We start from the raw sequence: 26,815 nt of genomic DNA, 5'->3' as shown, positions 1-26,815 counted from the left end.
AGCCTTTTCGCCTCACTGAATGCCGCATACTATGCCATGAATTGCTTGCTTAAAGGATGATTTTTCAGGCAATTTGTTCATGCTTAGCTACAATCTCTGAAATTCGATAAAGCATACAATTGCACTCCCCTAAAGCCCCTGAAATTTGCTATATTTAGCGTTTTTCTGCACATCTATTTTTCGACTAAATATGAATACGGCAATACAAGCAGCGCTCGATCATGCAGTGCAATCCCTTCAAGCTGAAGGTGTACTCCCATCTGACTGGAACAATACGAGTAATTTAACCCGTACCAAAGACCGCAGCCACGGTGATTTCGCATCAAATATTGCCATGATTGCCTCTAAAGCCGCAGGCATGAAGCCACGCGATTTAGCCGAAAAAATTCTTGCTGCTCTGCCTGAAGTTGCAGACATCAGCAAAGCAGAGATTGCAGGCCCTGGTTTTATTAACTTCTTTTTAAATGCCGACCAGCGTTTTAGTGTTTTAGATCAAATTCAAGCACAAAAACAACAATTTGGACGCAGCCAAATCAATGCAGAAAAACGCATTCAGGTCGAGTTCGTTTCTGCTAACCCAACCTCAAGCCTACACGTGGGTCATGGTCGTGGTGCTGCTTATGGTATGACGGTTGCCAATTTACTTGAAGCCACAGGTGCTAAAGTTGACCGTGAATACTATGTCAATGATGCTGGCCGTCAAATGGATATTTTGGCGACTTCAACTTACTTGCGTTATTTGGAACTGGCAGGTCAAACGCTGGTGTTCCCCAAAAATGCGTATCAGGGTGACTACGTTAAAGACATCGCACAAAGCATTTTAAAACAGGATGGTGAACGCCATGTACGCCCTGTTGCAGATGTATATAACAATGTGCCTGAAGATGTGCAATATGCGGCAGAACTCGATGCCGATGGCAACAAAGTGGTCTTGTCGGGCGACAAAGAAAAACACATTGATGGTTTGATTTTCAATTCACAAACGCTCTTGGGTGATGATTACCGCGTGTTCCATCAGGCTGCGCTGAATGCTATTTTGGCCGACATTAAAGATGACTTGGGCGAGTTTGGTGTCACCTTTAACCAATGGTTTAGCGAAGCGTCATTGACTGAAAAAATTGATGAAGCTCTGCAAACACTAGATCAACGTGGTTATCTATACGAACAAGACGGCAATATCTGGTTTAAATCGACCGCATTTGGCGATGAAAAAGACCGTGTGGTGAAACGCCGCAATGGTCAAACCACTTACTTTGCTTCAGACATTGCTTATCACCTGAATAAATTACAACGTGGCTACACAGACCTAATTGATATTTGGGGTTCAGATCACCACGGTTATATTTCACGTGTGAAAGCGGCCATTGATGCACTAGGCTACGACTCGAAAAAATTAACGGTACTGTTAGTGCAGTTCGTGAGCTTATGGCGTGGTGGTGAAATGGTACAAATGTCATCCCGTTCAGGTCAGTACGTGACCTTGCGTGATTTGCGTAAAGAAGTCGGCAACGATGCTGCACGTTTCTATTATGTCATGCGCAAATCTGAACAGCACATTGACTTTGACCTAGATTTGGCCGTTTCACAAAGTAAAGACAATGCGGTCTACTATATTCAATATGCTCATGCACGTATTTGTCGTATGCTCGAAAAAGCTGCTGCTACGCAATTGAATTTTAATGCGACAACTGCACGTCAGTTTGCCGCTAAACTTGAGCTAGATGCTGAAACTGAAATTTTAGCCAAACTGGCTGCGTATCCTGAAATTTTAGTACGTGCTGCCAACAGCCACGAACCGCATCAGGTAGGTAACTATTTGAAAGAATTAGCAGCATTGTTCCACGGTTGGTACAATGAGCATAAAGTTCTGAATGATGATGCAGCCTTGACTCAAGCACGCTTATTGCTTTCAGTAAACGTACAACAAGTCTTGCGTAATGGTTTAGAATTATTAGGTGTCTCTGCACCAGAAACAATGTAAAAGCCAAATAAAAGCATAACAAGAGGAAGTCCACGTGTTTGGAAAAACGCAACGCGGTGTATCTGAACGACCGAATAAGCCCAAAAAACCACTAATTCCAACGTGGTTAGGCACACTCGTGGTGATTTTAATCGTGTTGTGTTTTGCTGTAGCCTTAATGCTATGGAAACCGTGGGCACCTGTACAGCCTAAAGGGCAAATCAATTCTGAGCATTATCAGGAAGATACCAACAAAGACTATCGTTTTTATGATTTGCTGCGACAGCAACAGGTTACCCCAATTCCTGAGCAAGCGGTGCCTGAAACACAGCAACAGAATACCGTAGTCATTGTTGAAGCGCCTGCTGCTGTAGAGGCGCCAGCGGCCAGCGAAGCCAATGTTGGTCTGACAGAAATGCCTGCCCCTGTGGTACAAGCCAGCTATATTCTACAAGTGCGTAGCTATACCGACCCAGATGCTGCAGATGCACGTCGTGCCGAAATTATTTTGAATGGTTTATCGGCAGATGTAGTGAAAAGTGTAGAAGGTGGTGAAACTTGGTATCGGGTGATTTCAGGCCCTTATGATTCAGCCGATGCTGCAGTGATTGCTCAGCAAACTTTGCAGCATAGTGGAATTGATTCAATTGTCGTGAAACGCTAAGCCTCATTGTTATCAATCGACCAAAATCAATTAAAAAAAGATGCCTCGGCATCTTTTTTTAGGTCTATAGAACGATGTACTCACAAAAATCATCGCTAGATTTGCATTAACTGCTGCTCACGTTCGCGTGCACGCTGAAATGCAGGACGCTGTTCCACGCGTGCCAAATAAGCCGCAATCTGTGGATAATGATGCCCGGTACGGCTTTGCAATGCTTGGAGCGGGAAACCCATTTGAATATCGGCAAAAGAAAAATCCCCTGCAAAATAATCATGTTTGCCCAAATAATCTTCTAAATAAGCAATATGATCTTTTAAACGAGGCTGAATAAACCCTGCTTTAACACCTGCAGTAATTTTTTGCGCCATTGGTCGAACTAACCATGGCACATGCTGCGGCACATTGGTCATCACCAATTGCATCACTAACAATGGCATTAGCGAGCCTTCGGCATAATGCATCCAGTATTGATATGCTTGCTGTGCTGAAGCCTGCTGCGGTTTAAACTGCCTTTGCGTATCATAATGCTGCTGCAAGTACTCCAAAATGACTGCAGATTCTGCAATGGTCTGCTCTGCATCCGTCAAAATTGGTGCTTTACCCAATGGGTGAATCAGCTTCAATTCATTGGGCGCACTTAAATTGGGCTGACGGTGGTAAAACTTGATTTCATAGTCCAAACCCAGCTCTTCGAGCGCCCACAAAATGCGGAAAGAGCGGGATTGATCAAGGTGGTGTAAAGTAATCATAAACGTCCTATTTTGTTTTTATTACATCTGTTTTTAAGTGATTGTTATATCTTCTGTTTCACGCAACATTATAAAAAGGCATGTCCTGCATGCCTTTTTATAAGAGACGGATTCAACTCTAGGTTTAACCCAATTCAGTACGAATTTCCACACTGCGCAACAAGGTTTTCGTCACAGGTGTTTTTTGACAGATATTCAGTACTTTTTGCTGTAATTCTGCATCTAACGCTGCTTCAGTTTGCACACGGCGTTCAATCCACTCCTGCCCTTCCTGATTGGTAAAGAAGTCCGCCTCGACCTGAATTTTGCCAAAATCCAAACCCTTATGCTGTGCATACATACGCAAGGTAATCATGGTGCAAGCGACCAAACTGCTACATAACAGATCATAAGGTGCAGGACCTGCATCTTGACCACCTAACTTTTCAGGCTCATCTACCTTCCATTGGTGCTGACCACTTTGGATCTGACCTTGCCATGCCGTGTCTAAACTGCGTACCTGTGCTGTGCCAATCTTGGCCATAAGATGCTCCCTATAGATTGATATTCCATCATTTATTTTGATGCACGCATTTTTGCGGGGAAAGTCGGCGCTTCTAAACGTGGTCCATCGTAGTCTGGTATTGTGCCAAAACGAGGATCATGATTGACCCATTGCTCACGTGCAATGCTGAGTTCCTCTTGGGTACGACCGACGAGATTCCACCACAACAAAATTGGCGACTCAAAAGGTAAACCGCCCAATAGCAACAGACGCGCACCCGCATGTAAATCTAGCTGAATTTCGGTTAAGCCCGGTTCAAGCACCAGCATATTTTCATCGTTTAATTCATGCCCATGCACAGTGGCTGTGCCTTCCAGCATCATCAAACCATATTCAAATTTAGGATTCAGCGGCAAACGGGTTGTCGTGCTGGTTTCACTATAAATATCTACCCCTAGCAACTCACTATGTACTAATACTGGTGAAGTGGTATTTAAAAATTCACCAACTAAGATGGTAAATTCCACTCCATCTAGCAAAACCACAGGCAAGTCAGGGTAATGATCAAAACGTGGCGCCATATTGCGCTGATCATCAGGTAAAGCAATCCACAGTTGCGCTGTATGCATGTGTGTTTCGGTGTCGGGAGCAACTTCGGTATGTGAAATACCATAACCCGCGGTCATTAAATTAACCTGTTTGGGACGAATCAATTGCTTAGTACCCAAACTGTCGGTATGCATAATGCTGCCTTCAATCATCCAGGTGAATGTTTGCAAACCAATATGTGGATGCGGCCCGACATCTAAGCCTTCACCTTGTGGAAAATTAACAGGACCTGCGTGATCTAGAAAACACCATGCCCCAATCATGCGTTTATGCCGACTCGGTAAAGCACGTTTAATTAAAGTTCCCTGCCCAATTTCAGCACTACGCAGTGGAAATTCCTGTATAAATTGCTTGACGTACTTATCACAATCGTCTGAATTGGAAAGCTCGGTATAATTGCTGTTGCTCATCCTATACCTCTTATATTTCTGTAAATTCCTTGACTATTAAATATAGTAAATCACTAACGAAGAGCAAGATGAAATTTGTTGTTCTGATTTTTATGGTTCAAACTTGAACTACACCATAAAATATATGGCATAATTTTGACCAAAATTTAAAAAAAATAGAGAAAATACCCAAATTTAGGGAGGTTATTTTTTCTGCATTTTGCGCATAATCCTCACTATAAGTTGTCAATTTGAGTAAATATCGCTATGTCTGTAAAAGCTCGAATGGGGGAACAGACCCGTTCGAAGATTTTAAGCAATCAGGAAGCCTCAGAAAAACTTTTAAAAACAACTGAGTGTGATCTTGAAAACCGACAAGCAATTGAAAAAGCATTGCAGCACCCTGCTGCGCAACTCCCGCCGCAATTTGAAACACATTTTTATCAACACCAGAATTTACATCAGCGTCGTTATTTACGCCAAGTCAATTACATTGGGCAAATGACGTTCCTGCTGTATTTCTTTATCGATTATTTCATCATTCCAGATGTCACTACACTCTCGGCCACACTCCGTCTCAGTGCTGTTGTATTGGCGCTGATTGGCAATTATTTCTGCTTTAAATTGATCAAAGATATTCGCCTGCTAGATTTAATTTTACCAGTCAGCGCCACACTGTGCTGCGGTATTTGGTTCTATATCCTGTCGCAATCACAAAGCCCTTGGATTTCCACTTATGTGTATGCCTCGGTCATTTTTGTGCTCATGGCGAACCTATGTATTCAAGTGCGTTTCCGCCCTGCGGTCTACAATTCATTGGTCATGAGCGTACTCATGTTTTTGGGGGTGATTTCCCTCACCAATTTGCAGGATGCCTTAGTTTTTATGGTGGTGTATATCCCTGTATGTTTGTTGAGTTTGTATATCAGTTGGATCAACACCCTAAATGCCCGCCATCACTTTTTACGCAGTTTGCTGGATGACTGGAATTTTCATACCTTGCAAGCCTTGGCACACACCGATGAACTGACCCAACTCAATAACCGACGTCAGTTTGTACACATGGCAGAACACAAAATTCATGCATGGCCTAAATCTGAATCGGTCTGCTTACTAATGTTTGATGTCGACTTTTTTAAACAAATTAACGATACCTATGGGCACGATATTGGAGATCGGGTCTTACAAAATATTGCAGACATTGCTCGTAAAGAAATGCGCCGCAAGGATATTTTGGCACGCTTTGGCGGTGAAGAGTTTATCGCTCTGCTTAGTGAAACCAGCTTAGATGAAGCACTGATGATTTCAGAACGCTTAAGACAAAAAATTGCTCAGCATGAAATGTGCATTGATAAAAAATGTTTTAATTTCACTGTCTCCATTGGAGTATCCAGTTTAAAACCACAACAAACCGACTTACAGACCCTAATTAAAGAAGCCGATTTGGCCTTATACCAAGCCAAACAACGTGGACGAAATTGTGTCATCAGTTTTGATGTGGGGATGCCTGAGCCCCCTAAATCTACGGTAAAAAAAGAAATTAAATCTTGGATTGTTTAGCAGGCATAAAAAAGAGCACATGGAGTGCTCTTTTTTTATGTGCAAGAGGAAAGCTAGCTGCCGCAAGCATCTTGCACCCATTTTAAAAGCCGTGCTTTAAAATGGGCTCATGTCGTAAAACTGGCAAGCAGCAGTGCTGCTTGAAACCCCTAGCTGCCGCGCGTATAGCGCTTGGCGTAATTCAGGCACGAAGCAGTGCTTCGTGAAATCCCTGAATTACTCCCATTCAATGGTTGCAGGTGGTTTAGACGATACGTCATAAACCACACGTGAAACCTCTGCAATTTCATTCATGATGCGCGTTGAAATACGATCCACCAAGTCATACGGCAAGTGTGCGAAACGTGCGGTCATAAAGTCCACTGTTTCTACGGCACGTAGTGCGATTACCCATGCATAACGACGACCATCACCTACGACACCAACAGATTTTACAGGTTGGAATACTGCAAATGCTTGAGCTGTTTTGTCATACCAGCCACTTGCACGTAATTCCTGCATGAAAATATCATCAGCTAGACGTAAAATGTCTGCATATTCTTTTTTCACTTCACCCAAAATACGCACGCCCAAACCTGGACCTGGGAATGGATGGCGGTAAATCATGCTGTGTGGCAAGCCTAAAGTGGTGCCAAGCTTACGAACTTCATCTTTAAACAAGTCACGTAATGGTTCAACCAATTCAAAAGCTAAATCTTCTGGTAAACCGCCCACGTTGTGGTGTGATTTAATCACATGCGCTTTGCCTTGTTTGCTGGCTGCAGATTCAATCACGTCTGGGTAAATCGTACCTTGTGCCAAGAATTTCACGCCATCCAGCTTACGTGCTTCTTCGGCAAAAACTTCAATAAATTCACGACCAATGATTTTACGTTTTTTCTCTGGATCAACTTCACCAGCCAATGCACCTAAGAAACGCTGTTCAGCGTCGGCACGAATTACGCGAATCCCCATGTTTTCTGCAAACATTTGCATCACTTGATCGCCTTCGTTCAAGCGCAACAAACCGTTGTCTACAAATACACACGTCAATTGATCGCCAATGGCACGGTGCAATAAGGCAGCAACCACAGATGAATCGACACCACCTGACAAGCCAAGTAATACTTTTTCATTGCCAATTTGCTGACGTAATTGTTCTACACGCAAGTCGATGATGTGTTCTGGTGTCCACAAACCACGACAACCACAAATTTGATGTACGAAGTTAGACAGTAGTTCTGCACCTTTAGCTGTGTGCGTTACTTCTGGGTGGAATTGAATACCATAGAAACGGCGTGTTTCATCAGAAATCATCGCCACAGGGCAGCTTGGTGTGCTTGCCGTAATTTGGAAGCCTTCTGGAATGCGTGCCACTTTATCGCCATGGCTCATCCAAACGTGCAATTGGTTTTCACGGTCTTGCAAGTTACCAATCAGTTTGTCACGTACCAAAATATCGACTTCGGCATAACCGAATTCATGCACTGAGCCTGCTTCAACCTTACCGCCCAGTTGTTCTGACATGGTTTGTAGGCCATAGCAGATACCCAGTACAGGTACGCCTAAGTTAAATACAATTTCAGGTGCGCGTGGACTACCCGCTTGGTGAACACTTTCAGGTCCACCCGATAAGATAATACCGTTTGGATTAAATGCACGAATGTCTTCTTCCGACATATCGTAGGCATACATTTCAGAATATACGCCCGCTTCACGAACACGACGTGCGATCAGCTGGCTATATTGCGAACCGAAATCCAGAATCAGGATACGATCTTCAGTAATTTGAGTATTGGTAGTCATGACAAACAACTATAGAAAGGCAAACGAATTAAGCGCGCTATTCTAGCATTTTTCCACGCCTTGCGCACACTATTCAGACAATCCTAAAAATGGCTATTTTTCTTCGTGATATTGCACTGACCACATACTCTAAGTTTTAAAAGACTATGCATTTTCTATGGCATAAAAAAAGCAACCTTCTTGAAGATTGCTTAAATTGTTGAGCTGATGTGGAAATCAATGACTTACTTTTTTGCTTCCAAAAGATGGTCTAGACTTATTTTGCCTGCACCGTAAAGCATGATGTAGAAGAAACCGCCAGCCAAACCAATATTTTTCATAAAATTCAGCGCATCTTCTGGTGCAGCATGGAATAAAAATGCAGTTAAAAGACTAAAAACACCTAAACCCAAACCCACGACACGTGCTTGTAAACCGAATAGAATTGCCAAACCACCACCAAGTTCTAGCAAAATCACCAAAGGTAGCAATGAACCTGAAACACCCATAGCTTGCATATAGCCCACTGTTGCATCATAGCCTGCAATTTTTCCCCAACCAGATACAATAAATAAATACGCTAAAAAAGCACGTGCAAACAAACTTACAATGGCTTGCACACTTGCTTTTTCGACCACACTTTTTAACACAACATTTGGATTAAACATCAGATCACCTATATTTTTGATTCATTCTTGAAGACAAATACATCTTAGTTTTTTCAAAATTCAGGATAAATACGCATTTAAAAGACATGTTGTTGCATCTATGCAACGAAAAAGAACCGATGTGGCTGGTCTAGCATCCCTAAAATCACTGTGAAAATTATTTACCTTTTCATACTGACTTTCCGCCTGTGGACTGCTAGGATTTGAGCACACTTTCGCTTGTTTTTCCCCATGGAACTGATTGATTTTATCTTACACGTCGATGAGCATTTGCTCGAATTCATCACCCAATATGGGGTATGGATTTACGCTATTTTATTCCTGATTATTTTTGTAGAAACAGGCTTGGTGGTCATGCCGTTTTTACCTGGCGATAGTTTGCTGTTTGCAGCAGGCGCACTGGCTGCATCGACAGGGGTAATGGATCCGTGGATTTTGGGTATTTTATTGTTTACTGCTGCGGTACTCGGTGACACCCTGAATTACCATATTGGTAAATATATTGGTCCACGGGTTTTTGAACTGGAATCACGTTTTATCAATAAAAAACATTTGATCGAAACCCAGAAGTTTTTTGAGCGACACGGCGGAAAAACCATTATTTTTGCGCGTTTTGTGCCTTTTGCGCGTACCTTTGCGCCCTTTGTGGCGGGTGCAGGCAGCATGAATTATAAATACTTCCTAACCTATAACGTAATTGGCGCTTTTTGCTGGATCGCGTCGTTTATTACACTCGGTTATTTGTTTGGCAATATGCCAATTGTGAAAGACAATTTCACCCATTTAATTTTCGGCATTATTATTTTAAGTGTCTTGCCTGGGGTGATTGGTTTTATTCGCCAAAAACTCAAGAAAAAACCTGCTTAAGTTGTGTAATTCTTTGGGCATGCCTGTTACAGCGCTGCCCTCATACATTCAAAACAGGTGAGATGATTGCTCAACTCACCAAAAGTCTCTAAATCTTTAGAAAAAACGTGCCACCACAGGCAGCATACACACCACCAACAGCAAAGCCGAGCCTTTATATAACAGATCTGCCGTCACTTTATTGGTTTCTCGCGCCAAAACTGCTCGCCCAAAAGACATCCAAAATAACGCTGTTGGCAATAAAATCAGACCAAATAAGACATAGACCATAGCAAAGTTGGTCGGGTTATCCCACGTTTCTGTAGGAAAAATACCTGCAGCAAATAACAAGGCTTTTGGGTTTTTAAAAGTCGAAAAAAATAATTGTGCAGGGCGAATGGCAGAGTGTTTTTGACAATGTTGCTCTAAATGTGACTGCTTCCATAAATGAAAAGCCATCCAAAACACATAGCCTGCGCTTAAAACATGCAGTATATCAATTAAATAAGGCCAAATTGGCGCACTCAAATGAATGAATAACGCCCACAGACTAATGGCATACATATAACCAAAAAACTCTGCGGGAATCAGCAGACTGGTTTTGGCAATGCCTTGTTGGTGGGCTGAGCTTGCCAATAGCGCATTGGTCGGGCCAGGAATCATCAAGACCGCAATCATTGCTAGGACAAAGAGCCAACTTTCAATCATAAACACCAGAGCATGCAAATCAAAAATAGGAGCACACCTTATATGAAAGCCATTGAAAATGACAAGTTTTTCTATCTGGCAGGACTGACCCAAGGGTATAAATAGAACAGAAAATAAAATTAAGTTTTTGTTTTTAAAGTATTAGATTAAGATCAACCTTGAATTATCTTGCTACATTTTTTAAGCAATGGTGCTGCACAAATGGCAGCACCATAGACAAAATATTCGTAAACCCTAAAATTTAAGATGTTGCGGGTTTGAGTTTGACAATAATCGGGCAAGCTTTAAATTTTGCTGCTTGCACAATGGCTTCTTGCTCACCTAAAAGACGTGCCAATTCTGTTCTTTTGGTATTGGATGACTGTCCCATATTGACAGAAACACTCGGTGCAACGCCCCAACCGCCACGGCTGCCCCAACCACCGCCTAAACCGATACCCACACCAACACCTGTACGTTTCGGTGCTTCAACACCGCTTTCAATATATTGCTGAATACGGTTATATTCGCTTTGTAATTGTTGGCAATTCAAAGCCTGATAATGTGTAGGCGACACATAGCTAGGTTTCACTGTGGTCGCACAAGCCCCTAGCAATAAACTACTTGCCGCGACAAGACCAATTGCAAATGTTTTCATGTCTACCTCTGTATCACGCTTGCTCAATTTCATTGAACAATGATTGATAAGCCTGCGTCAATTTATGATCTGTTGCCAAATGAATTAATGGCAAATTTTTATGATGTGATTCTTTCATCAACACCGAAGGCGGTAACATACTATTCAAAACAGGCAAACCTTCATCTTTAAGTTGCTGCACCACTTCACGCGGTAACTTGGCCTGTGCCTGATATTGATTCACCACAATGCCTTCAATTTGCAAGTTTGCATTATGGTCATCCTGAGTTTCCAACACATTTTCAATCAGGCTTTGCAAAGCGCGTTTAGAAAAGACATCGCAGTCAAATGGAATGAGCACCCGATCTGCAGCAATTAATGCCGACAAGGTAAAGAAGTTAAATGCAGGCGGGGTATCAATAAACACGCGGTCATATTGATCGGACAATTGTTGCAAGGCATCGCGCAGCTTGTAAATTTTATGTTTTGATTCAAGTGCATGCACCAAGCCGCCCAATTGCGGACTCGCAGGAATCACATCCAAATTTTTAAATGGCGATTGATGCACATAAGCTTCTAAACCTTTGCTGCGGTTTTTTAAAATTGAGCCCAAAGCATTGCCCAGTAAACCTTTGGATTGGTTTGCACCCAACACTTCTTCAAAATAATTTTCGATGTTGGGCTCAAGCGCAGGCTTGTCGGCAGAATAAGTAGCATCATCACCCAACAAATATTGGCTGGAGTTGGCTTGCGGGTCGAGGTCAATCACCAATGTTTTTAAACCCTGATGCGCACTGATTGCAGCCAAATTGACGGTAATACTGGATTTTCCAACACCACCTTTCTGATTAAACACCACACGTGTGCGCATTGCCGCCCCTCTTTTCAATTTTTGTTGTGACATCACTTCAGTTTAACTGAGCTGTAAATATTCTTGCCGAATTATGTCTAACAATTCACCAGTGCTCAAATATGCAGCCAATCTTTTGCCAATATTTACATACATTCAATGCTCGTGAGTTCACACCCACGAGCAACATCCACAATAAGATCTGCTGACTTAGCCAAAGCTTGGCTTTAACATCACCAAACCTAAAATGGCAAAAAATGCGACTAAGGCTAAGCCCCAACCAACACGGCGTTGAATCAACAAAATACTGTCATCTTTTTTATACGCTTTGATTAAAGATGACAGCATCACCAAAAATAAAATAATTTTGGCATAAAACCATGTTTCGACTTGAAAGTCTTTTAAAAACAAAGCAATGACACCTGTCACTACAATCAACGTCAGTGCTGAATGTTGCAATGCCACAAAGACTGTCCACGCTTTAGGATTAGGCGAGTTATTTTGTGTGCCCTTAAACAAAGTCATGGCACGTACAAACAGCACCAAAAATAATAAAGCCGCTGCAGCAACGTGAATGGTATTCAGCATTCCTAAATTTTCCATTTATTTCATTCCATTACGATGTTTTTGGTGCGTGGGCGCATTCTGGGCTGCTGGTGTCTTGTCCCTGCCATTCAGATGCAACAAAGGCATGAATCGCCAGTGCATGAATTTTATTTGGCGCGAGTAGATCACCCACAGCAGCATAAATTTTTTGATGGCGTTGTACAGCGCGTAGCCCCTGAAAATCTTCACTCACCATCACCACTTTAAAATGCGACTCTTTACCCGGGAAATAACCGCCATGTCCTGCAGATTCATTCACTACCTCTAAATGGCTTGGATTGAAAACGGCTAAGCGTTCTAGCAACTGTTGTTCTAAGCTCATGCTTGTCTTTCCCCGAATGGTTTTTTAAAAGCTCCCTGAAGTATAACGTGTTCTGTGTAATTCGCAGCATCTTGCCGTGAGGATTCTTCGATTTACGATTTGAGTCACTTTTTATGATGAAATTTAAGCTGATTGCGGCTGTTTTTTCTAAAAATGTTGTTTATTTATTCAGTCAGTACAACGATATGCAAAAAATGATTGACCCTATTTTTGCATCATGTATTATACACCGCATGCGGGAATAGCTCAGTTGGTAGAGCACAACCTTGCCAAGGTTGGGGTCGCGAGTTCGAGTCTCGTTTCCCGCTCCAGAATTTCAAAAGCCTCAGTCGAAAGATTGAGGCTTTTTTTGTTGATTTTATTCAATATTTTTCTTCATAAGAGATCTTTATTCTAAAAAAGTAAGTTTACAAAAGTGCTATATCAAAATTGGTGACCAAATGGTGCCTTCAATAAATCAAAAAGATAAGAACCCCTTTCTAAAACTGCCTAAAAAAATATTCCACCGAAAATCTCTATGTCATTAGACTTCTATTATTTTCAATTCAATATTTTTCAAGATCAATTAGGATCGTGACCAAATTTGATCACACAATAAAACTTGAACCGTACCGGGTTTGTCGGAGACTTTTTTATTTAAGTTAGGCCACCTGACCTAACGGATTAATCTTATCATAGTACATTGCTTCAAACTCAAAAGGCGATACATAACCCAGTGCACTGTGTACACGCTTTTTATTTGAACCAATCTACCCAGTTTAGTGTCGCAAGTTGTACATCTGCTAAACCTTGCCAATCTGCTTTTAGATATTCAATCACCTCTGTTTTGTATAAGCCATTCACCGTTTCAGCCAAAGCATTATCGTATGAATCACCAGTTGTACCGACTGATGCTCGTAAATTTGCAGCTTCTAAACGATTGGTATAGCGAATCGAAAGATATTGAACACCTCTATCTGAATGATGAATCACATTCTTAGGCATACCTCGATCGTGCAATGCTTGCTCCAATGCATCGAGCACCATATCTGTATTCATCCGTGTAGATACTTTCCATCCAACAATTGCTCGTGAAAATACAGCAATAATAAAGGCGGTATAGACCCACCAGCCTGAATGAGTTTGAATATACGTAAAGTCACCCACCTGAGATACCGTCTTGGTAGTCAATCAGGTTTTGAGATTATTCGACCAATAAATAATCTCTTTGATAGGCAGTCTGATGTTTTAAAACGCCAAACACCTTGTATATCTAGCTTCTGCATCAATCGAGCAACTGTACAACGTGCAATAACATAGCCTTCACGTTTCAATTTTTGCCAGACTTTACGTACACCATATCGACCTAAACTTTCTTTCCAAATACGTTTGATTTGCTCTGCATGATGTAAATCATGCAGAGCACGTTTCGCTCGATGTTCTGGATTGTCAGCGAGATCTAAAGCCCGATAATAGGTCGAAGCCGCGATCGGTAAAATTCTACAAATCGCATCAACACCATATAAGTCTTTATTGTTATGGATGAAATCCACCATTATTTGTGTGGGCGGTCGAGCTCCGCCTGGGCGAAAAAAGCGGCTGCTTTACGTAGAATTTCATTGGCACGTTTTAATTCTTTAATTTCACGTTCCATTTGCTTCATTTTTTCTTGGTCAGATACCTGTTGTAGTTTGGCGGGATTTTGTTCTAAGTATTTTTGATACCAAACACGTAGTGTTTCAGGAGTACAGCCAATTTTAGGAGCAATTGCGGAAACTGCTGCCCAATTCGATGGATAATCTTTTTCAGATTCAATTAGTAATTGAACCGCTCTTTCTCTGATTTCAGGGGTATATTTTAATTTTGTCATCGGGATAGTCTCTCAGAATATTGACTCTCCGACAAACCCGGTACGGTTCAATAGCAGCTTTTAATCTGAGTTTCTTTTACATTAATCATAGTTTTGTATAGTGGTGTTAAAATGAGCAGCATACATTTTGAAACACCACCAAAAATCACTATCAAAACGGATAACTTTCTCTTTATCAAGAGGAATGTATGATCCAGTGTGAACTAATACAATTAATCAGATAGAAACAGGATTATTGGCTTGTTGCATTTCAACATCTACCTCGATATGTGATAAATCATAATCACCCATCCAAGGAGAATCACCATAAAAAGCCCCATTCAGTTGGGAATAATTAATCAGCTCTTCACGGAAATAGTTGAAATACACCTGATCGACCTTGCCTGGATTTCTCCAGAATTTAGCCAATGGACGTTGGTTGGTCAATTTAGGTAAATTATAAAGTGCATACCCCAATACCTTGACAGGAATATGGTGATATAAAGCCTGAATCCCTGTCGTACTGTTTACTGCAACAAAACCCAGACTATTTTTTAATAATGTAGGCAAATGAATATCACAAAAATAGTGAACACGCCCTTCAACATCGTGAGACTTTGCTAGCTTACGAATATAAGAGGCATAATTACGATAGCCACGATCCATCGGATGATGTTTGAGCACCAAATGATGATATGGATCTGCATGTTGTGCAAAATCCTGAATAACCATTTCAATGTACTTTTTCATGCATTTTAAATCAGAATGGGTACGAATCTGAAAGTCATTATGTACTTGTAGTGCAAAAACAAAATAACGTTTTTTATAAGCCTGCATAAATACATTAAAGCGTTTTTCTTCTACGAAAGAATTTTTAATCCGTCGCACACCCGACCAGACCCAATAATAAATTTCTGACCAGATACTCATCTGCCGATGATGTTTATAATGCGGGTATTTCCAGGAGAAAAGCAGCATAAATACATAATAGACCATGACACTGATCAGCATCGAACGATAACTATTATTGACTTCAGATACTTTTTTCACTTGGGTATTTTTAGGTTTTTTTGTTTTTAATTTTAAATGCGACAAAAAGTTGGAAAAGAAATTTACCCCATCTTGCTCAAACGTAATATAGTTCGGCCGAATATAGCCTTCCTCAAAAGCAAAAAAGTTAATTCGATGTTTTAATGCGACTTTTTTTGCAACTTGATGATACTTACGACAGTCTCCAAAACAGACCACTGCATCAATCTCTTGAGATAAGAGCAAGTCTTCGATCCACGCCGAAAAATCGGCATAAGGACCGGTAAAATCAAAATTATGTTCAAAAGAACGTGAGAAAAACTGATCTCCACCATTCAAGTTTACTTTAAAACACTGAATATCATGATCTTTTAGCCAAGCAGAAAAACGGTTAAAAAAGCCTCCCATCGGCCCCTGTAACAACAGAACCCGTTCAGAGAGCAATAAACGATTCACATGGACTGACATAAAAAACTGGCCTATTTTTTAAACTTTTTATATAACTGTAATAATACACGCTTATACTGATGATCATGATCTAGCGGTTGATCCAATTGACTTTTAATATAAGCGATCACATCCTCGGGGCGAACCAGGGGAATACCCGACGCCTGAGTATGTGGTAAATTATATGTTGGATATTCTACAAGAGTTACATATAACAAAGTTTCCAATGTCACATTTTTATTGTTGCGTCTTTGTGAGGTATACAAGTCTTGTGTCAAGCCCCAACCTGCATAAAATGGTAAACCATAACAATAAACTTTTAAGCCTCGAATCAAGGCCTCAAAGCCACTGAGTGAGGTTATGGTATGGACCTCATCACAAATATCAAAACATTCCAAAATAGAGGTATTCAATTCAATCTGATCAGCATAAATCCACATATCCTTTTCGGGAATTTTCCCTACACGTAGCCCCGTTTGTACATCTGGATGTGGCTTATAAATAATATAACTGTCCGGATGATTTTCTCGCACTTGTTTCAGTAACTCCAGATTGGTCTTAATACCCATTCCGCCGAGCTGAATCGACATATCATCTTCAACCTGCCCCACCACCAATAAAACCCGCGAATGCTGAGGACGTTTTAATGGCCTTGACTCACCTACATTGTATTTTGAAATATTAAGATCTATCAGCATTTTTTGCAAACGCTGTGCGCGCTGTATTTGCGAAGAATCCAATTCTATCTGATTAAGTAGCTGCTCAATACGCGATGACTGCGTGGCATCATAATAAATCCCGATATCATCAAAAACCAGAGAGCATGGACGAATCAGCTTCGCACCCAAGCCCACAGAACGAATAAAGCCATCTTCAACAGTCGTCACCTGCTTATAGTTCAAATCTTTTAACTGTTTGGCTTTCTTACCCCATGCCAGAACATCAGCAGTTTTTTCAGGTTTGAAATAGCGTTGAAATTTCAGATGAAGCTTGGGAAAAGCAAAATAAGCAGCGATAAACTTTTTCTTCCAGGGACTAAATCCATAAGCTGTATAAGATTGAGCCAGACGCTGTTGAAACAAAATATTGGGAATCAGCAACTCCAGGATCTCTTCCAATTCACAGCGTTGTCCTGTCACCGGATTGACGTAACGGGCATATTGCAAATACGCACAAGCAAATAAATGTTCTAAGGATTTAGTTTGAGCACGTCGCCCATTTAAAATATGCAATGGTGCGTGTTGATCTTGGGTTAAACCCCAGCCGGCATACCATGGCACCCCAAAACAATGAACATTCTTGCCACACAGCAAGGCTTCAAAGCCAAGCTGTGAACTGACCACATAAACTTCATCAATATAGCCCAATAATTCAATCGGATTATAAGCATCTGTTAAGACCTGAATATTTGCAGATGCGAAGTCTTGAGGTTGAAAATGGGATTGTGCTTTGCCTGCCAATACGTCTGGATGAGTTTTGACCCATATAATCGCATCTGGATGGTCAATACAGGCTTGTCTTAACATGCTTTTAAATGTGTCAGGAGTAGCCCCTGCATATTTGATTGATTGATCACCAAAAGTTTGATCTATCACTAAGATATGTGTGCTTTTTTGATCAAACTTACCTAAATCTATTGTTTGAAATTTTTGATTATATTTAGTAATTCCAAATTTTAAAATTTGGTCAATGGCATGCTGGGCACGAAGATTATCTTTAAGACTCTCATCTTTTAAAATGAGGTTTTCTAGATCTGAAGGCTGTAGTGCATCGAAATAAATACCGGTTTCATCAACAACAAGCGATAGAGGTGGATAACCATCTTTACCAAGACCTAGAGAACGGATAAATCCATCCTCTAAACATAGAGCCTTAAAGCCTTTTTTTCCAGCTAAGGCTTGCGCTTTAAAGAAACTTTTTTTACGGCCCCAGCCAGCATGAAATTCATGATAGATATTTAAGGATTTTTTCCAATTACTTAAATTATGCTTTTCTAAATATTGATTTAGAATCATTTAATACATACTCAACAACTGTCTTTGTAATTCAATCTTTTTTTGCGTAGCGAAATGGCACAGCCAATGTATTCGTTCCCGAAAACTCTTTTGTTCTAAATGACTTTCTTGATAATCTATTAAATAATCGAAATGTTTTAATATTTCCTTCATTCGAGCTTGGAAACCAGCATCATCAATATTAAAAGCCTCTAAAGAGTTCTTAGCATCATATAGATGCGCTATGCGTTTAGGAATAATTAGACCACCCAACTGCTTTTCTTGATATAAAACTAGAGTTGGGATATGTTCGCTAATCAATTGCATTTCCATCGCAGAAATATCAACAACCGCTCCTTTTAAAGCAATCGGTTTGAGATCATCTGATGTCTGTAACTCACAACTAAAATAATTAAATCGATCAAAAAATCGAAAATTTGATTTGATCAAAATCACAGCAATGTCTAATTTATTTAGATTTTTAACCATATTTTTAAGATAATCAAGGTATCTTTTATCCCTATGGCCCAAATTAGGGTGTACTTGAATATAAAGTTTCTTAATTTTGTTTATCTGAATAAGCCACGTTAATTTTTTTGTCGCTTGTGAACCGATTGAACAATAGTTCTCACTCGGCACCCCTCCCTCCCATGTCGGTGCATATAACATAGCATCAGAATTTGCTTCAGCATAATAGGAATGCTGACCAATAAACGTATTTCCCATGGGAATAACACGTTGTTCATTTTGGATATTAAATGAGTTAAAAATACCAGCTTTCAGAAAACGATCTACACCTACTTGCCCTGAGGTTATCACAAAATCGTAAATGCGTATGATGGGCTTTATAGATGCCAATTTATGGCTTTCCCCATGTGTCACAAAGACATGTACTAAGTCGCGATGAGCAACTACACGGCAATTAGATTGAGCATTAAAGAGATAAAAAACAACTTTATTCTTCTGAAAAGAAAAATCTGAATTTTTACGAATAAATTTATATCGAATGGAAGTACTTTTAAATCGTTTATGAATATACTTTTCAATATCTTTATAAAACTTGAAGTAAATACAAATACAATCATCAGGATGGAAAATACTAGCCTGAAAATAACCCATCAACTGATCTATAGTTCCTTCAATTTTTGAATCTATATAGATATAGTACAGATTATTTTCAGGCATATTCAACTTCTTAGCGACCGTCTTTACGAACGTCAACAATTATACCTGTATTTTTAGTTCCTAACACTTTAAGACTAGTCATTGCAACCTCCTTAGCCGAGAGCAACAATTCCGCTGGCTCTATACCAAAGTTCGCTGTACGCATTGGTGTTGCCGTACGCTCAGGGTTGATACAAGTCACGCGAATGCCTTCATCGCTCCATTCCTCTGCAATTGCTTGAGTAAGGTTCACGATTGCCGCATTCGTTGAAGAGTAGAGCGCATAAAATGCACGACCGCGTGTATATGAACTAGAAGTAAAGTTCATCAGCATACCTGAGGTCTCTAGTAAATATGGTTTAGATGCAATTGCTACATTTACCGCACCAGTATAGTTCACCCCAATCAATGCGGTAATTTCTTCAATAGTCAGAGTATCAATTGGCTTTTTAATTAACAAGCCAGCAGTATTCACGACATAATCAATACGACCTAGCTTCGCTTTAATATCTGTAAGATAGTTTTTTACACTTTGCAAATTACAGATATCCACCTGATTATAAGAGCGACTTGCAACTTCAACCTGGGCACCATGCAGTGTTGCAATGTTTTTCATTTCCAAACCAATACCACTGGTGCCTCCAAAAATCACAATATTTCTATCTTTTAGATAATCAAAACTGTCACCTTCACGGAAAGGGATTCCATGTGCAGATTGAAGAAATTTTTCAGCAATAAACAAGTCAACGGGATGAGTAACTTTTAAATTGCGCTCACTTCCTTCTACAGTTGCTACACGAGTGCGCGGCAACATTGCCCGAATCACACCACAGTCACATGTAAAAATTTTACGATTTTTTTCCAAAGCTTTTTTATAAGCTAATTGGATTGAGCCCAGTTTGAATGCTTGCGGAGTTTGGCCTCGACGCATATGTGAGCGCTGAGGAATATTGGCAATACATCCATCATCATAAATTTCAACCAAAGTATCCGCTGAAGAAATAACAACATCTACTGCATCAAAATCCTTTAAAGCTTCGACACAGTTACTAATAATTTCTTGATTGACTAAAGGTCGGACTGCATCATGAAATAGCACATTACATGAGTTATCATATTCTTTTAAAGCCGTTAAAGCTGAATAGGTTGAATCAAAGCGTTCATCCCCACCTGTTACTACTTTGGAAATTTTAGACCACTTGTTTTTTTTAATCAAATCCCAGGTACGGTTAATATGATGGGTTTGAGAAACAATAAAAATTTCATCAATATCATCTGAGTTTTGAAAAACATCAATGGTATATTCAATAATCGCCTTACCCGCAAGTTTAGTGAATTGCTTTGGTAAAGCTCCTCCGAAACGTGAACCTGAACCACCCGAAAGGATTACAGCTATGTTTTTCATTTAATTAAACCTAAAATTATTAAAGATTACTGAGTTTAGAAATCATATGCTCTTGATGGTAAAGATGATACATCTTGTGCTTCCAAAGACTTTAATTGATTCACAAATTCTTTGTTTAAAGTTTCCTCATAACCAATGAGATAATCAATAGCTTTCTTTCTACTCTCTACTAAGTAGTCATCACCAGACAATACTTTATATAATAATTCATCTAATTGATTAATATCTGAGAAAGCATAACAATAATCTTCATACCTCATATTTGATGCGGCAATATTGATTACTTTATCTTTCGGAATATAAACAAAAATTGGTCCATTTGCTGCTAAACATTCGCTAATTACAGCAGAAATATCACATATAAATATATTACTTAAACTTAGAACTTGTTCTAAATTAATAGATTTATCTATGATGTTAATTGTGTCTAGTTGATCAGGGAAAGTACTTGATAGCTGTATATCGAGATTTTGATACGCAAGATCTCTATTACCAGTCAAAGGATGGAATTTTGCTGAAATTTTGCACAAATACTTAGCAGTAATGAGATTGAGAATTTCGGATGCTAAATGTATGGATGAGTAATTTGCCTCCTCCATAAACCCTTCCCACGTTGGCAAATATAAGAAGTTAAACTTTCGTTCTGTCCAATGCTGTTGGCAATCAATCAAAGTTTTGAAAGAGTTTGGTCTACCAACTTTTTTAAATACTATATGATCAGAATTAAATGATGCATTTTTAAAACGATCTATATGTGCTTCACCAGCAGTCCATACTTCGTCGTACAATCTTAAACCTTTATGAGCACTTGATGCTTTGTCACTGTCACCATGACCAATAAAAACATGATTTAGGAATGAAAAACGAACTAAATGAATATTATTACCTGTACTTGATGGATAAAATACAGTTTTTACAAAAGGTAGTTTTGCTATAAATTCTTCTATATCAATAGGTCGCTTAACAAAAGCTATATTAAGCCATGGATATTCTTGCTTTATCGCATTATATAAAGCAAGATCACGAACTAAGACAATAAAATCAATGTTGGACTCTAAAAAAGATGGAATCCATAAATTGAGGTGTGCTAAACCTGCTTTAGCACCTTCGCCACTATGCAGAATAGCCACATGCTTTTTGAAAAAGTTTACTTGATAATTCATTGAAGCTACTGGAGGTCTAGTAGCTGTTTTAACAGCAACAGGAGATACGGAAGCCGATACATTTTTTGAAGATAGGCCAGCATTACTCGAGTATTTTTCTATAAAGAGACTCAGCTTGTTAGATTGATTTACTACTCCACCTAGTAAAGTAGAAGTTTCTCTTTTTTTTAAAAAGTCGGCAAAAAAACCTTTTGGATTTTTAACGAACTTAGTAATTTTAGTCAACTCATTATACTCCTGGGCTATTTCTTTCAAATAAAGATAAAATCTCAAAATCTCCAGTTTTAAAGAGATCTAAATACATGTGAAGATCTCGATATATCTGTTTTTTATCTAAAAACAAAAAACCAAGTGATGAAATATTATATAGCTCAGTATAATTACGATTTTTGAATGCATAATTATATTTCTTTGCATTAATTAACTTCATAGTCTGCTCTAGAGCAATAACCATCCATGCGTTATATAATTTCTTTTTTATCTCAAAAGATCTTTTAGCATTATAGATTGTTAGAAAACCTAAGCTAATTATATAAAACATATCCTCAATTACAAAACTGGTTCTGCTTAAATGACCTTGATCATGTAGTGAAGCACAATAGTATTTTTTTTCTGCCAAAATGGATACATTTCTTGCAGCACATAAACAATCCAGCATAAATAACTTATCTTCTGCCACACTTATACTAGGATTAAATAAAATTCTATTTTTTATCAACATCTCTTTATTTAAAAACTTAAATACAGACAAGCTTCTCATTAGATGATTTTTTATAATATCTGCTTTGTTGATATCACCATTTTTATAAGGTCTAATAGGGACTTGTCTTTCATTATCAGAAAACATTTTAAAATAAACAATATCGCTATTATTTTCTTGAATGCTTTTTAAGCCATCCTCTAATGTATAGGGTGCAATAGTGTCATCTGAATCCACAAAAAATATATATCTACCTTTTGCCGCCTTGATTCCTTCATTTCTTGGAGCAGAAGCATTACCTGAACCTATAGGTCTTCTCAAGATTTCAAAATTTATTGACTTATCGATAAATTTTTCAATTGCGTTAACTGTATTATCCTTTGAATAATCATCTACAAAAATAACTTCAAATAAACTCCTATCTAATGTCTGACTATTTATTGACTCAATGCATTTTTTTATAATTAATTCTCTATTATAAACAGGTATCACAATAGAAATAGGAAATTCATACAATTCGTTAATATTTTTAATTACAGATTTCAAATGAATACTAAGAGTATTTAAAATATCACTCTCATCCACATTACTACTAACAACTCTTTTCTTATTATCATTTTTATAAAATTTTAAATCTCTATCAACAAAATCAATTTTCAAACAACCATCTTCATCATAAATATCATATGCAAAAGAAAAATTATTGTATATAAAATCAACAACAATAATATTATCATTATACAACCATACTTTATTCAAAATATGACTATACAACTCATATACATCTTTTTTAATTTTAGTGAAAATACTTCCAATCATCATTTTTTAATAACTCAACTATTAGAACTACTTAAAATATCTATCTTTTTAGAATAAGAAACTCCTAAGTATATTTCTTTATTATAGTCATCTGTGACTTTCCATAAGTTTGGATCTTTTTTGATATGATCAGAGTTAACTCTCAACCATGGCTTATGTCTAGCAACATTAGGACGCTCCCATGCAATATTCCTTCTAACACATTTTGATGGAGCACCAACAATGGTGCAGTTATTTGGATATGATGACTTCACTATAGAATTTGTACCAATAATAGAGCCACTTCCAACTTTAGCACCTCCATAAATTTTTGCAGCGTATGCGACCCAAACATGAGCACCTATGATAATGTCCTTTGATGGGTTTAATCTAAGACCTGTTTTTACATCATAAATGGCATGTGCATCATCGGTACGGATATGATTATCCGTTGCAAACATACAATCATCACCTATTAGAATTTTGGTTGCTTCGCTAGCACATATAAAAAATGGTTTGGTACATGTTACTTTATCTCCAATTACTACTAAACTTTTATATCCTACTCTAATATTTCCCCTTGCTTGGAGGGCCCCCTCAACATGACCAATATAAGCTTTGCCATCATTTGATGAGAACTCAAAATTAATATTTTTAAGAATTTTATTTTTATCATCAATCACTAATAAATTATTGTTCCCCCTAAACTCTACTTTGATATTTTCTAACTTAGTAGAATCAGAAACAATTACCTTATTGCCAAATTCATCACTATAACTTTTCTCTACATTAATTATTAACTTCATTGGTAATACCCTACAAATCCAAAGCCACTTTCGCCGCTACTGCAATTTGATACAGTACTTGCGTAATACCACGCGTTAACTCAATCCCCTTGGTCTGCGCTTTAGGCAAAACTAGGATCTCATCGCCCTGCTTAATTTTTTCACTTTTCCGAACAAGTTCAGCTTTACCATTTTGTCGAATCACAATCACTTTGGATTTATTCGATTTTTGGCTAAAACCGCCGACCTGCTCAATATATTCCTTGGCACTTAGACCTTGCTTGTACTCCACCCCATTTGGAAAAGCCACTTCACCATGTACCATGACCACAGAGGTTTTTTCAGGAATATATAAAATATCACCCTGCTCCAAAATTACATTTTGGAAAGTGTCTGGATTCAGCACCACCTGTCCCTTAGGTTCAACTTGACGTGCTTTAGCAATGAATTGTTTTACCAGTTCAGCATCACGCAAACGTAAAGCTGCTTCTTCCTGTGTACTTGAACGGGCATTAAATGTTGTTTCTTCCAACTTATCCAAAGCAACATTTAACATCTCTTTTTGTCGCTTGGCCACAGAAGGACGGAACAATTGCAAAGATTCCACTTCAGCCAAAGCATTCGGTTGTAGCTGCGTCAATACATCACTCAGTTTAGCGCCATAAGGCAATACAACGGCGTGAGCACCATTGTGTGCGCCATCCACACGTACTTGGATCGTACCTGCATAGCGATCAGCCGTTACAGTGACAATATCACCATCCTCAATCATGATATTCGGTGCTTGATTCAACGAATAATATTCACTACGGTATTCTGCACCTTGCCGGCGCTGAATACTGACATTGGTCGCCCCTGGTTTAAGCTTGGCAAATGCCAAAGCCTGTGCCAAGCTAACCGCAGGCGAGTTAAACTCGAAATCATTCTGGTTATAGACTTCACCTGAGACATTAAAGGTATGAGTGCGCTGTCCTACCACAATCACATCCCCATCCCGGAAAGAGAAAGGGCGAATTTGACCTTGTAACAGGAATTCATATAAGTCGACCTGCTGAATCGTTTGGCCATTGCGCATGACTTTAATATCAATATAGCTGCCACGCTCTGGATCCACCCCACCCGCACGGTCCAAGTAAGCAATGACACTATCATTGGCGACACCACCATAATTACCAGGTTGATTGACAAAACCAGTCACCATGACTTTGACAGGCTGAGCTTGCTCAAGGGCTGCATATACCCCAACATTAGAGACATAAATACGGCGTACTTGTGCTTCAACCACCGACTGTAGACTGCCATTCCGAACACCTGCTACTTTGACCGGTCCGACATTCGGAATAAAAATATTGCCTTGTGGATCGACGCTTTGAGTGCCGTTAAACTGATAGGCACCCCAGAGGCGTAAATTAATATTATCGCCTGGATTTATTTGATAACTACTATTGAAGGTCGATCCCGCAGTTGAGGCAAAAGCCCCTTTAAAAAGCTGCGAACCAAACATCTTGTTTTGAATTGGATATTTCATTGAGCTGCTTGGAGAAAGCTCAACCACAGACTGGCTGTTTAACAGGGCAGTACTGTTAGCACTTGCTGTATCGAAATTTCCGCCACTGAAGGTCTGAGATACTTCGCTTGGCAATAAACTTGGATCAAATGCATAACCAGCCGTCGCACAGGCCAATGATAAAACTGATAATAACGCAATTTTTTTCATAATTTATTCTCTGTGCTCACGGATAATTGAATGAATCAGTAATCCAATACCAAAAATAATATTCAATAAAATAAATGAAGTCAGACTGATATACACTTTCCGCGGATATAAAGCATCCTGAGCTAAACGCGGTGTCGCAATCACCACCAATTTCTTGAGCTTACGTGAAGCTTCTAAACGCGCTTTTTCCAAAGATACCAAAGAGATTTTATAAAGATCAGCGGCAAATTCAACCTGCGCCTTCAGTGCTTCAAAGTCAGCTACATTCTTATTCAGTTTTAAGTTATTCGGTGAAGTCAGTTTTGAACTTTCAGTATTAATTTGCTGTTGCAAGGCTGCGATTTGACTCTGTAACGCCACTACTTGAGGTGCTTCAGGCGTCAAATAACTAAGTAAAGTGCGCTCTTCAGTTTTCAATTGCGCCAAACTACTCTGTAAACCTGCAATTAGTGTCGCCACCGCTTTGGCTTGTAATTCAGGATCAAAGATTTCATTTTCATTTTGGTACTGGAGTACCGCCTGACGAGCCTCATCTAACTGCGCTGTTGCTTCTGCATACTGTTTCTGTGCAAATACTTGCTGCTCTTGCGCAATGGTCTGGGAAATTTCATTGATAAACTCATCACTTTGCTTTAATACTTCTTGATTGAGTTTCAGTGAGAACTCTGGCGAAAAGCCCTGAGCATGTACATGTAGCATCATGGTTTGCTCATCAAGTTCGACTTTAATCATTTTATTGAAATATTCAACCAGGTCTTCTACTGAAGCATCTTCCGACAATGCAAAAATCGGATCACGAACCGATGAAAACTCCTGACGTAAATTCAAGGTTTGATCTAACTGCTCAATCATATCGCGAGAGCCAATATACTCTTTGAGAATCTGAGAGTCTTCACGACTGGTATTGGGCACTCCCAACAAAGCTCCTAATCCTGCAGTATCGGCCACTGGAGTATCAGCCACTTGCTTTACCAGCAATGTAGAAGAAGA

General features: G+C 39.2%; 23 protein-coding genes, 1 tRNA gene, 1 pseudogene and 1 other annotated feature. Of the genes and pseudogenes, 5 read left to right on the top strand and 20 right to left on the bottom strand.

Annotated elements, in window-relative coordinates:
• The first annotated feature begins 190 nt into the window (after positions 1-190).
• Entirely contained in the window at positions 191-1,981 is a 1,791-nt protein-coding gene (gene argS, locus FTU09_RS05875; protein ID WP_104852866.1) for an arginine--tRNA ligase, read from the top strand.
• 34 nt (positions 1,982-2,015) lie between these two features.
• The gene (locus FTU09_RS05870; RefSeq protein ID WP_180079793.1) at positions 2,016-2,624 is read left to right on the top strand and encodes an SPOR domain-containing protein; all 609 of its coding nucleotides are present in this window, start codon (positions 2,016-2,018) and stop codon (positions 2,622-2,624) included.
• 95 nt (positions 2,625-2,719) lie between these two features.
• On the opposite strand, the gene FTU09_RS05865 is transcribed toward FTU09_RS05870, so the two are convergent.
• The 3 genes from FTU09_RS05865 to FTU09_RS05855 all read right to left on the bottom strand — a co-directional run bounded on the left by FTU09_RS05865 (position 2,720) and on the right by FTU09_RS05855 (position 4,876).
• Positions 2,720-3,373: a glutathione S-transferase family protein gene (locus tag FTU09_RS05865; protein WP_004970224.1), complete on the bottom strand. Its 654-nt coding sequence runs from the start codon at positions 3,371-3,373 to the stop codon at positions 2,720-2,722.
• 124 nt (positions 3,374-3,497) lie between these two features.
• Complete coding sequence (locus FTU09_RS05860; protein ID WP_004970227.1) at positions 3,498-3,896, bottom strand: OsmC family protein; 399 nt, start codon at positions 3,894-3,896, stop codon at positions 3,498-3,500.
• A gap of 32 nt (positions 3,897-3,928) precedes the next feature.
• On the bottom strand, positions 3,929-4,876 hold the full coding sequence (locus FTU09_RS05855; protein WP_004970229.1) for a pirin family protein: 948 nt from the start codon (positions 4,874-4,876) through the stop codon (positions 3,929-3,931).
• A 246-nt stretch (positions 4,877-5,122) separates the two neighbouring features.
• Between FTU09_RS05855 and FTU09_RS05850 the strand changes: the two genes are divergently transcribed.
• Positions 5,123-6,415, top strand: a complete 1,293-nt coding sequence (locus tag FTU09_RS05850; protein WP_004970230.1) for a GGDEF domain-containing protein — start codon at positions 5,123-5,125, stop codon at positions 6,413-6,415.
• A 216-nt stretch (positions 6,416-6,631) separates the two neighbouring features.
• On the opposite strand, the gene guaA is transcribed toward FTU09_RS05850, so the two are convergent.
• Both guaA and FTU09_RS05840 read right to left on the bottom strand, forming a co-directional pair.
• Entirely contained in the window at positions 6,632-8,200 is a 1,569-nt protein-coding gene (guaA, locus tag FTU09_RS05845) for a glutamine-hydrolyzing GMP synthase (RefSeq protein ID WP_004970232.1), read from the bottom strand.
• 224 nt (positions 8,201-8,424) lie between these two features.
• On the bottom strand, positions 8,425-8,847 hold the full coding sequence (locus FTU09_RS05840; RefSeq protein WP_004970234.1) for a DoxX family protein: 423 nt from the start codon (positions 8,845-8,847) through the stop codon (positions 8,425-8,427).
• 231 nt (positions 8,848-9,078) lie between these two features.
• Between FTU09_RS05840 and FTU09_RS05835 the strand changes: the two genes are divergently transcribed.
• Complete coding sequence (locus FTU09_RS05835; RefSeq protein ID WP_004970236.1) at positions 9,079-9,714, top strand: DedA family protein; 636 nt, start codon at positions 9,079-9,081, stop codon at positions 9,712-9,714.
• A gap of 96 nt (positions 9,715-9,810) precedes the next feature.
• On the opposite strand, the gene FTU09_RS05830 is transcribed toward FTU09_RS05835, so the two are convergent.
• The 5 genes from FTU09_RS05830 to FTU09_RS05810 form a co-directional block, all read right to left on the bottom strand.
• On the bottom strand, positions 9,811-10,401 hold the full coding sequence (locus tag FTU09_RS05830; RefSeq protein WP_004970239.1) for a LysE family translocator: 591 nt from the start codon (positions 10,399-10,401) through the stop codon (positions 9,811-9,813).
• Positions 10,402-10,642: 241 nt separating this feature from the next.
• Positions 10,643-11,038, bottom strand: a complete 396-nt coding sequence (locus FTU09_RS05825; protein ID WP_131261282.1) for a hypothetical protein — start codon at positions 11,036-11,038, stop codon at positions 10,643-10,645.
• Between the two features lie 13 nt (positions 11,039-11,051).
• Positions 11,052-11,888: a ParA family protein gene (locus FTU09_RS05820; protein WP_180079792.1), complete on the bottom strand. Its 837-nt coding sequence runs from the start codon at positions 11,886-11,888 to the stop codon at positions 11,052-11,054.
• A gap of 189 nt (positions 11,889-12,077) precedes the next feature.
• Positions 12,078-12,470: a SirB2 family protein gene (locus tag FTU09_RS05815; protein WP_004970245.1), complete on the bottom strand. Its 393-nt coding sequence runs from the start codon at positions 12,468-12,470 to the stop codon at positions 12,078-12,080.
• Between the two features lie 13 nt (positions 12,471-12,483).
• Complete coding sequence (locus tag FTU09_RS05810; RefSeq protein WP_179996443.1) at positions 12,484-12,795, bottom strand: BolA family transcriptional regulator; 312 nt, start codon at positions 12,793-12,795, stop codon at positions 12,484-12,486.
• Between the two features lie 235 nt (positions 12,796-13,030).
• Between FTU09_RS05810 and FTU09_RS05805 the strand changes: the two genes are divergently transcribed.
• Positions 13,031-13,106 (top strand) — tRNA-Gly (locus FTU09_RS05805).
• 330 nt (positions 13,107-13,436) lie between these two features.
• Here FTU09_RS05805 and FTU09_RS05800 read toward each other — a convergent pair.
• From FTU09_RS05800 to FTU09_RS05755, 10 genes and pseudogenes are all read right to left on the bottom strand, one after another.
• Positions 13,437-14,644, bottom strand: a pseudogene (locus FTU09_RS05800) (IS3 family transposase).
• Positions 14,256-14,372 (bottom strand) — a sequence feature (AL1L pseudoknot). Its footprint overlaps the pseudogene before it by 117 nt.
• A 216-nt stretch (positions 14,645-14,860) precedes the next feature.
• Positions 14,861-16,120 carry a capsule biosynthesis protein gene (locus tag FTU09_RS05795; RefSeq protein ID WP_180079790.1) on the bottom strand — a complete coding sequence of 420 codons (1,260 nt, stop codon included), beginning with the start codon at positions 16,118-16,120 and terminating at the stop codon, positions 14,861-14,863.
• Between the two features lie 11 nt (positions 16,121-16,131).
• Positions 16,132-18,114, bottom strand: coding sequence for a capsular polysaccharide biosynthesis protein (locus FTU09_RS05790; protein ID WP_257226850.1), 1,983 nt, complete (start codon positions 18,112-18,114; stop codon positions 16,132-16,134).
• Complete coding sequence (locus FTU09_RS05785; protein WP_180079788.1) at positions 18,115-19,278, bottom strand: hypothetical protein; 1,164 nt, start codon at positions 19,276-19,278, stop codon at positions 18,115-18,117.
• A gap of 10 nt (positions 19,279-19,288) precedes the next feature.
• Positions 19,289-20,662: a bifunctional cytidylyltransferase/SDR family oxidoreductase gene (locus FTU09_RS05780; protein WP_180079786.1), complete on the bottom strand. Its 1,374-nt coding sequence runs from the start codon at positions 20,660-20,662 to the stop codon at positions 19,289-19,291.
• A gap of 35 nt (positions 20,663-20,697) precedes the next feature.
• Positions 20,698-22,050: a hypothetical protein gene (locus FTU09_RS05775; protein WP_180079784.1), complete on the bottom strand. Its 1,353-nt coding sequence runs from the start codon at positions 22,048-22,050 to the stop codon at positions 20,698-20,700.
• A gap of 4 nt (positions 22,051-22,054) precedes the next feature.
• Positions 22,055-23,347: a glycosyltransferase family 2 protein gene (locus FTU09_RS05770; RefSeq protein WP_180079782.1), complete on the bottom strand. Its 1,293-nt coding sequence runs from the start codon at positions 23,345-23,347 to the stop codon at positions 22,055-22,057.
• 11 nt (positions 23,348-23,358) lie between these two features.
• Positions 23,359-24,129, bottom strand: coding sequence for an acyltransferase (locus tag FTU09_RS05765; RefSeq protein WP_180079780.1), 771 nt, complete (start codon positions 24,127-24,129; stop codon positions 23,359-23,361).
• A 10-nt stretch (positions 24,130-24,139) separates the two neighbouring features.
• Positions 24,140-25,825 carry a polysaccharide biosynthesis/export family protein gene (locus tag FTU09_RS05760; RefSeq protein WP_180079778.1) on the bottom strand — a complete coding sequence of 562 codons (1,686 nt, stop codon included), beginning with the start codon at positions 25,823-25,825 and terminating at the stop codon, positions 24,140-24,142.
• Between the two features lie 3 nt (positions 25,826-25,828).
• Positions 25,829-26,788: a capsule biosynthesis protein gene (locus tag FTU09_RS05755; RefSeq protein ID WP_228619164.1), complete on the bottom strand. Its 960-nt coding sequence runs from the start codon at positions 26,786-26,788 to the stop codon at positions 25,829-25,831.
• Between the last annotated feature and the right edge of the window lie 27 nt (positions 26,789-26,815).

Origin of the sequence: Acinetobacter sp. YH12058 (genome assembly GCF_013419805.1) — a bacterium.
Taxonomy (GTDB): Bacteria; Pseudomonadota; Gammaproteobacteria; order Pseudomonadales; family Moraxellaceae; genus Acinetobacter; species Acinetobacter towneri.
Note: the sequence above shows the minus strand (reverse complement) of the source record. Positions and strands in the feature narration are given on the sequence as shown.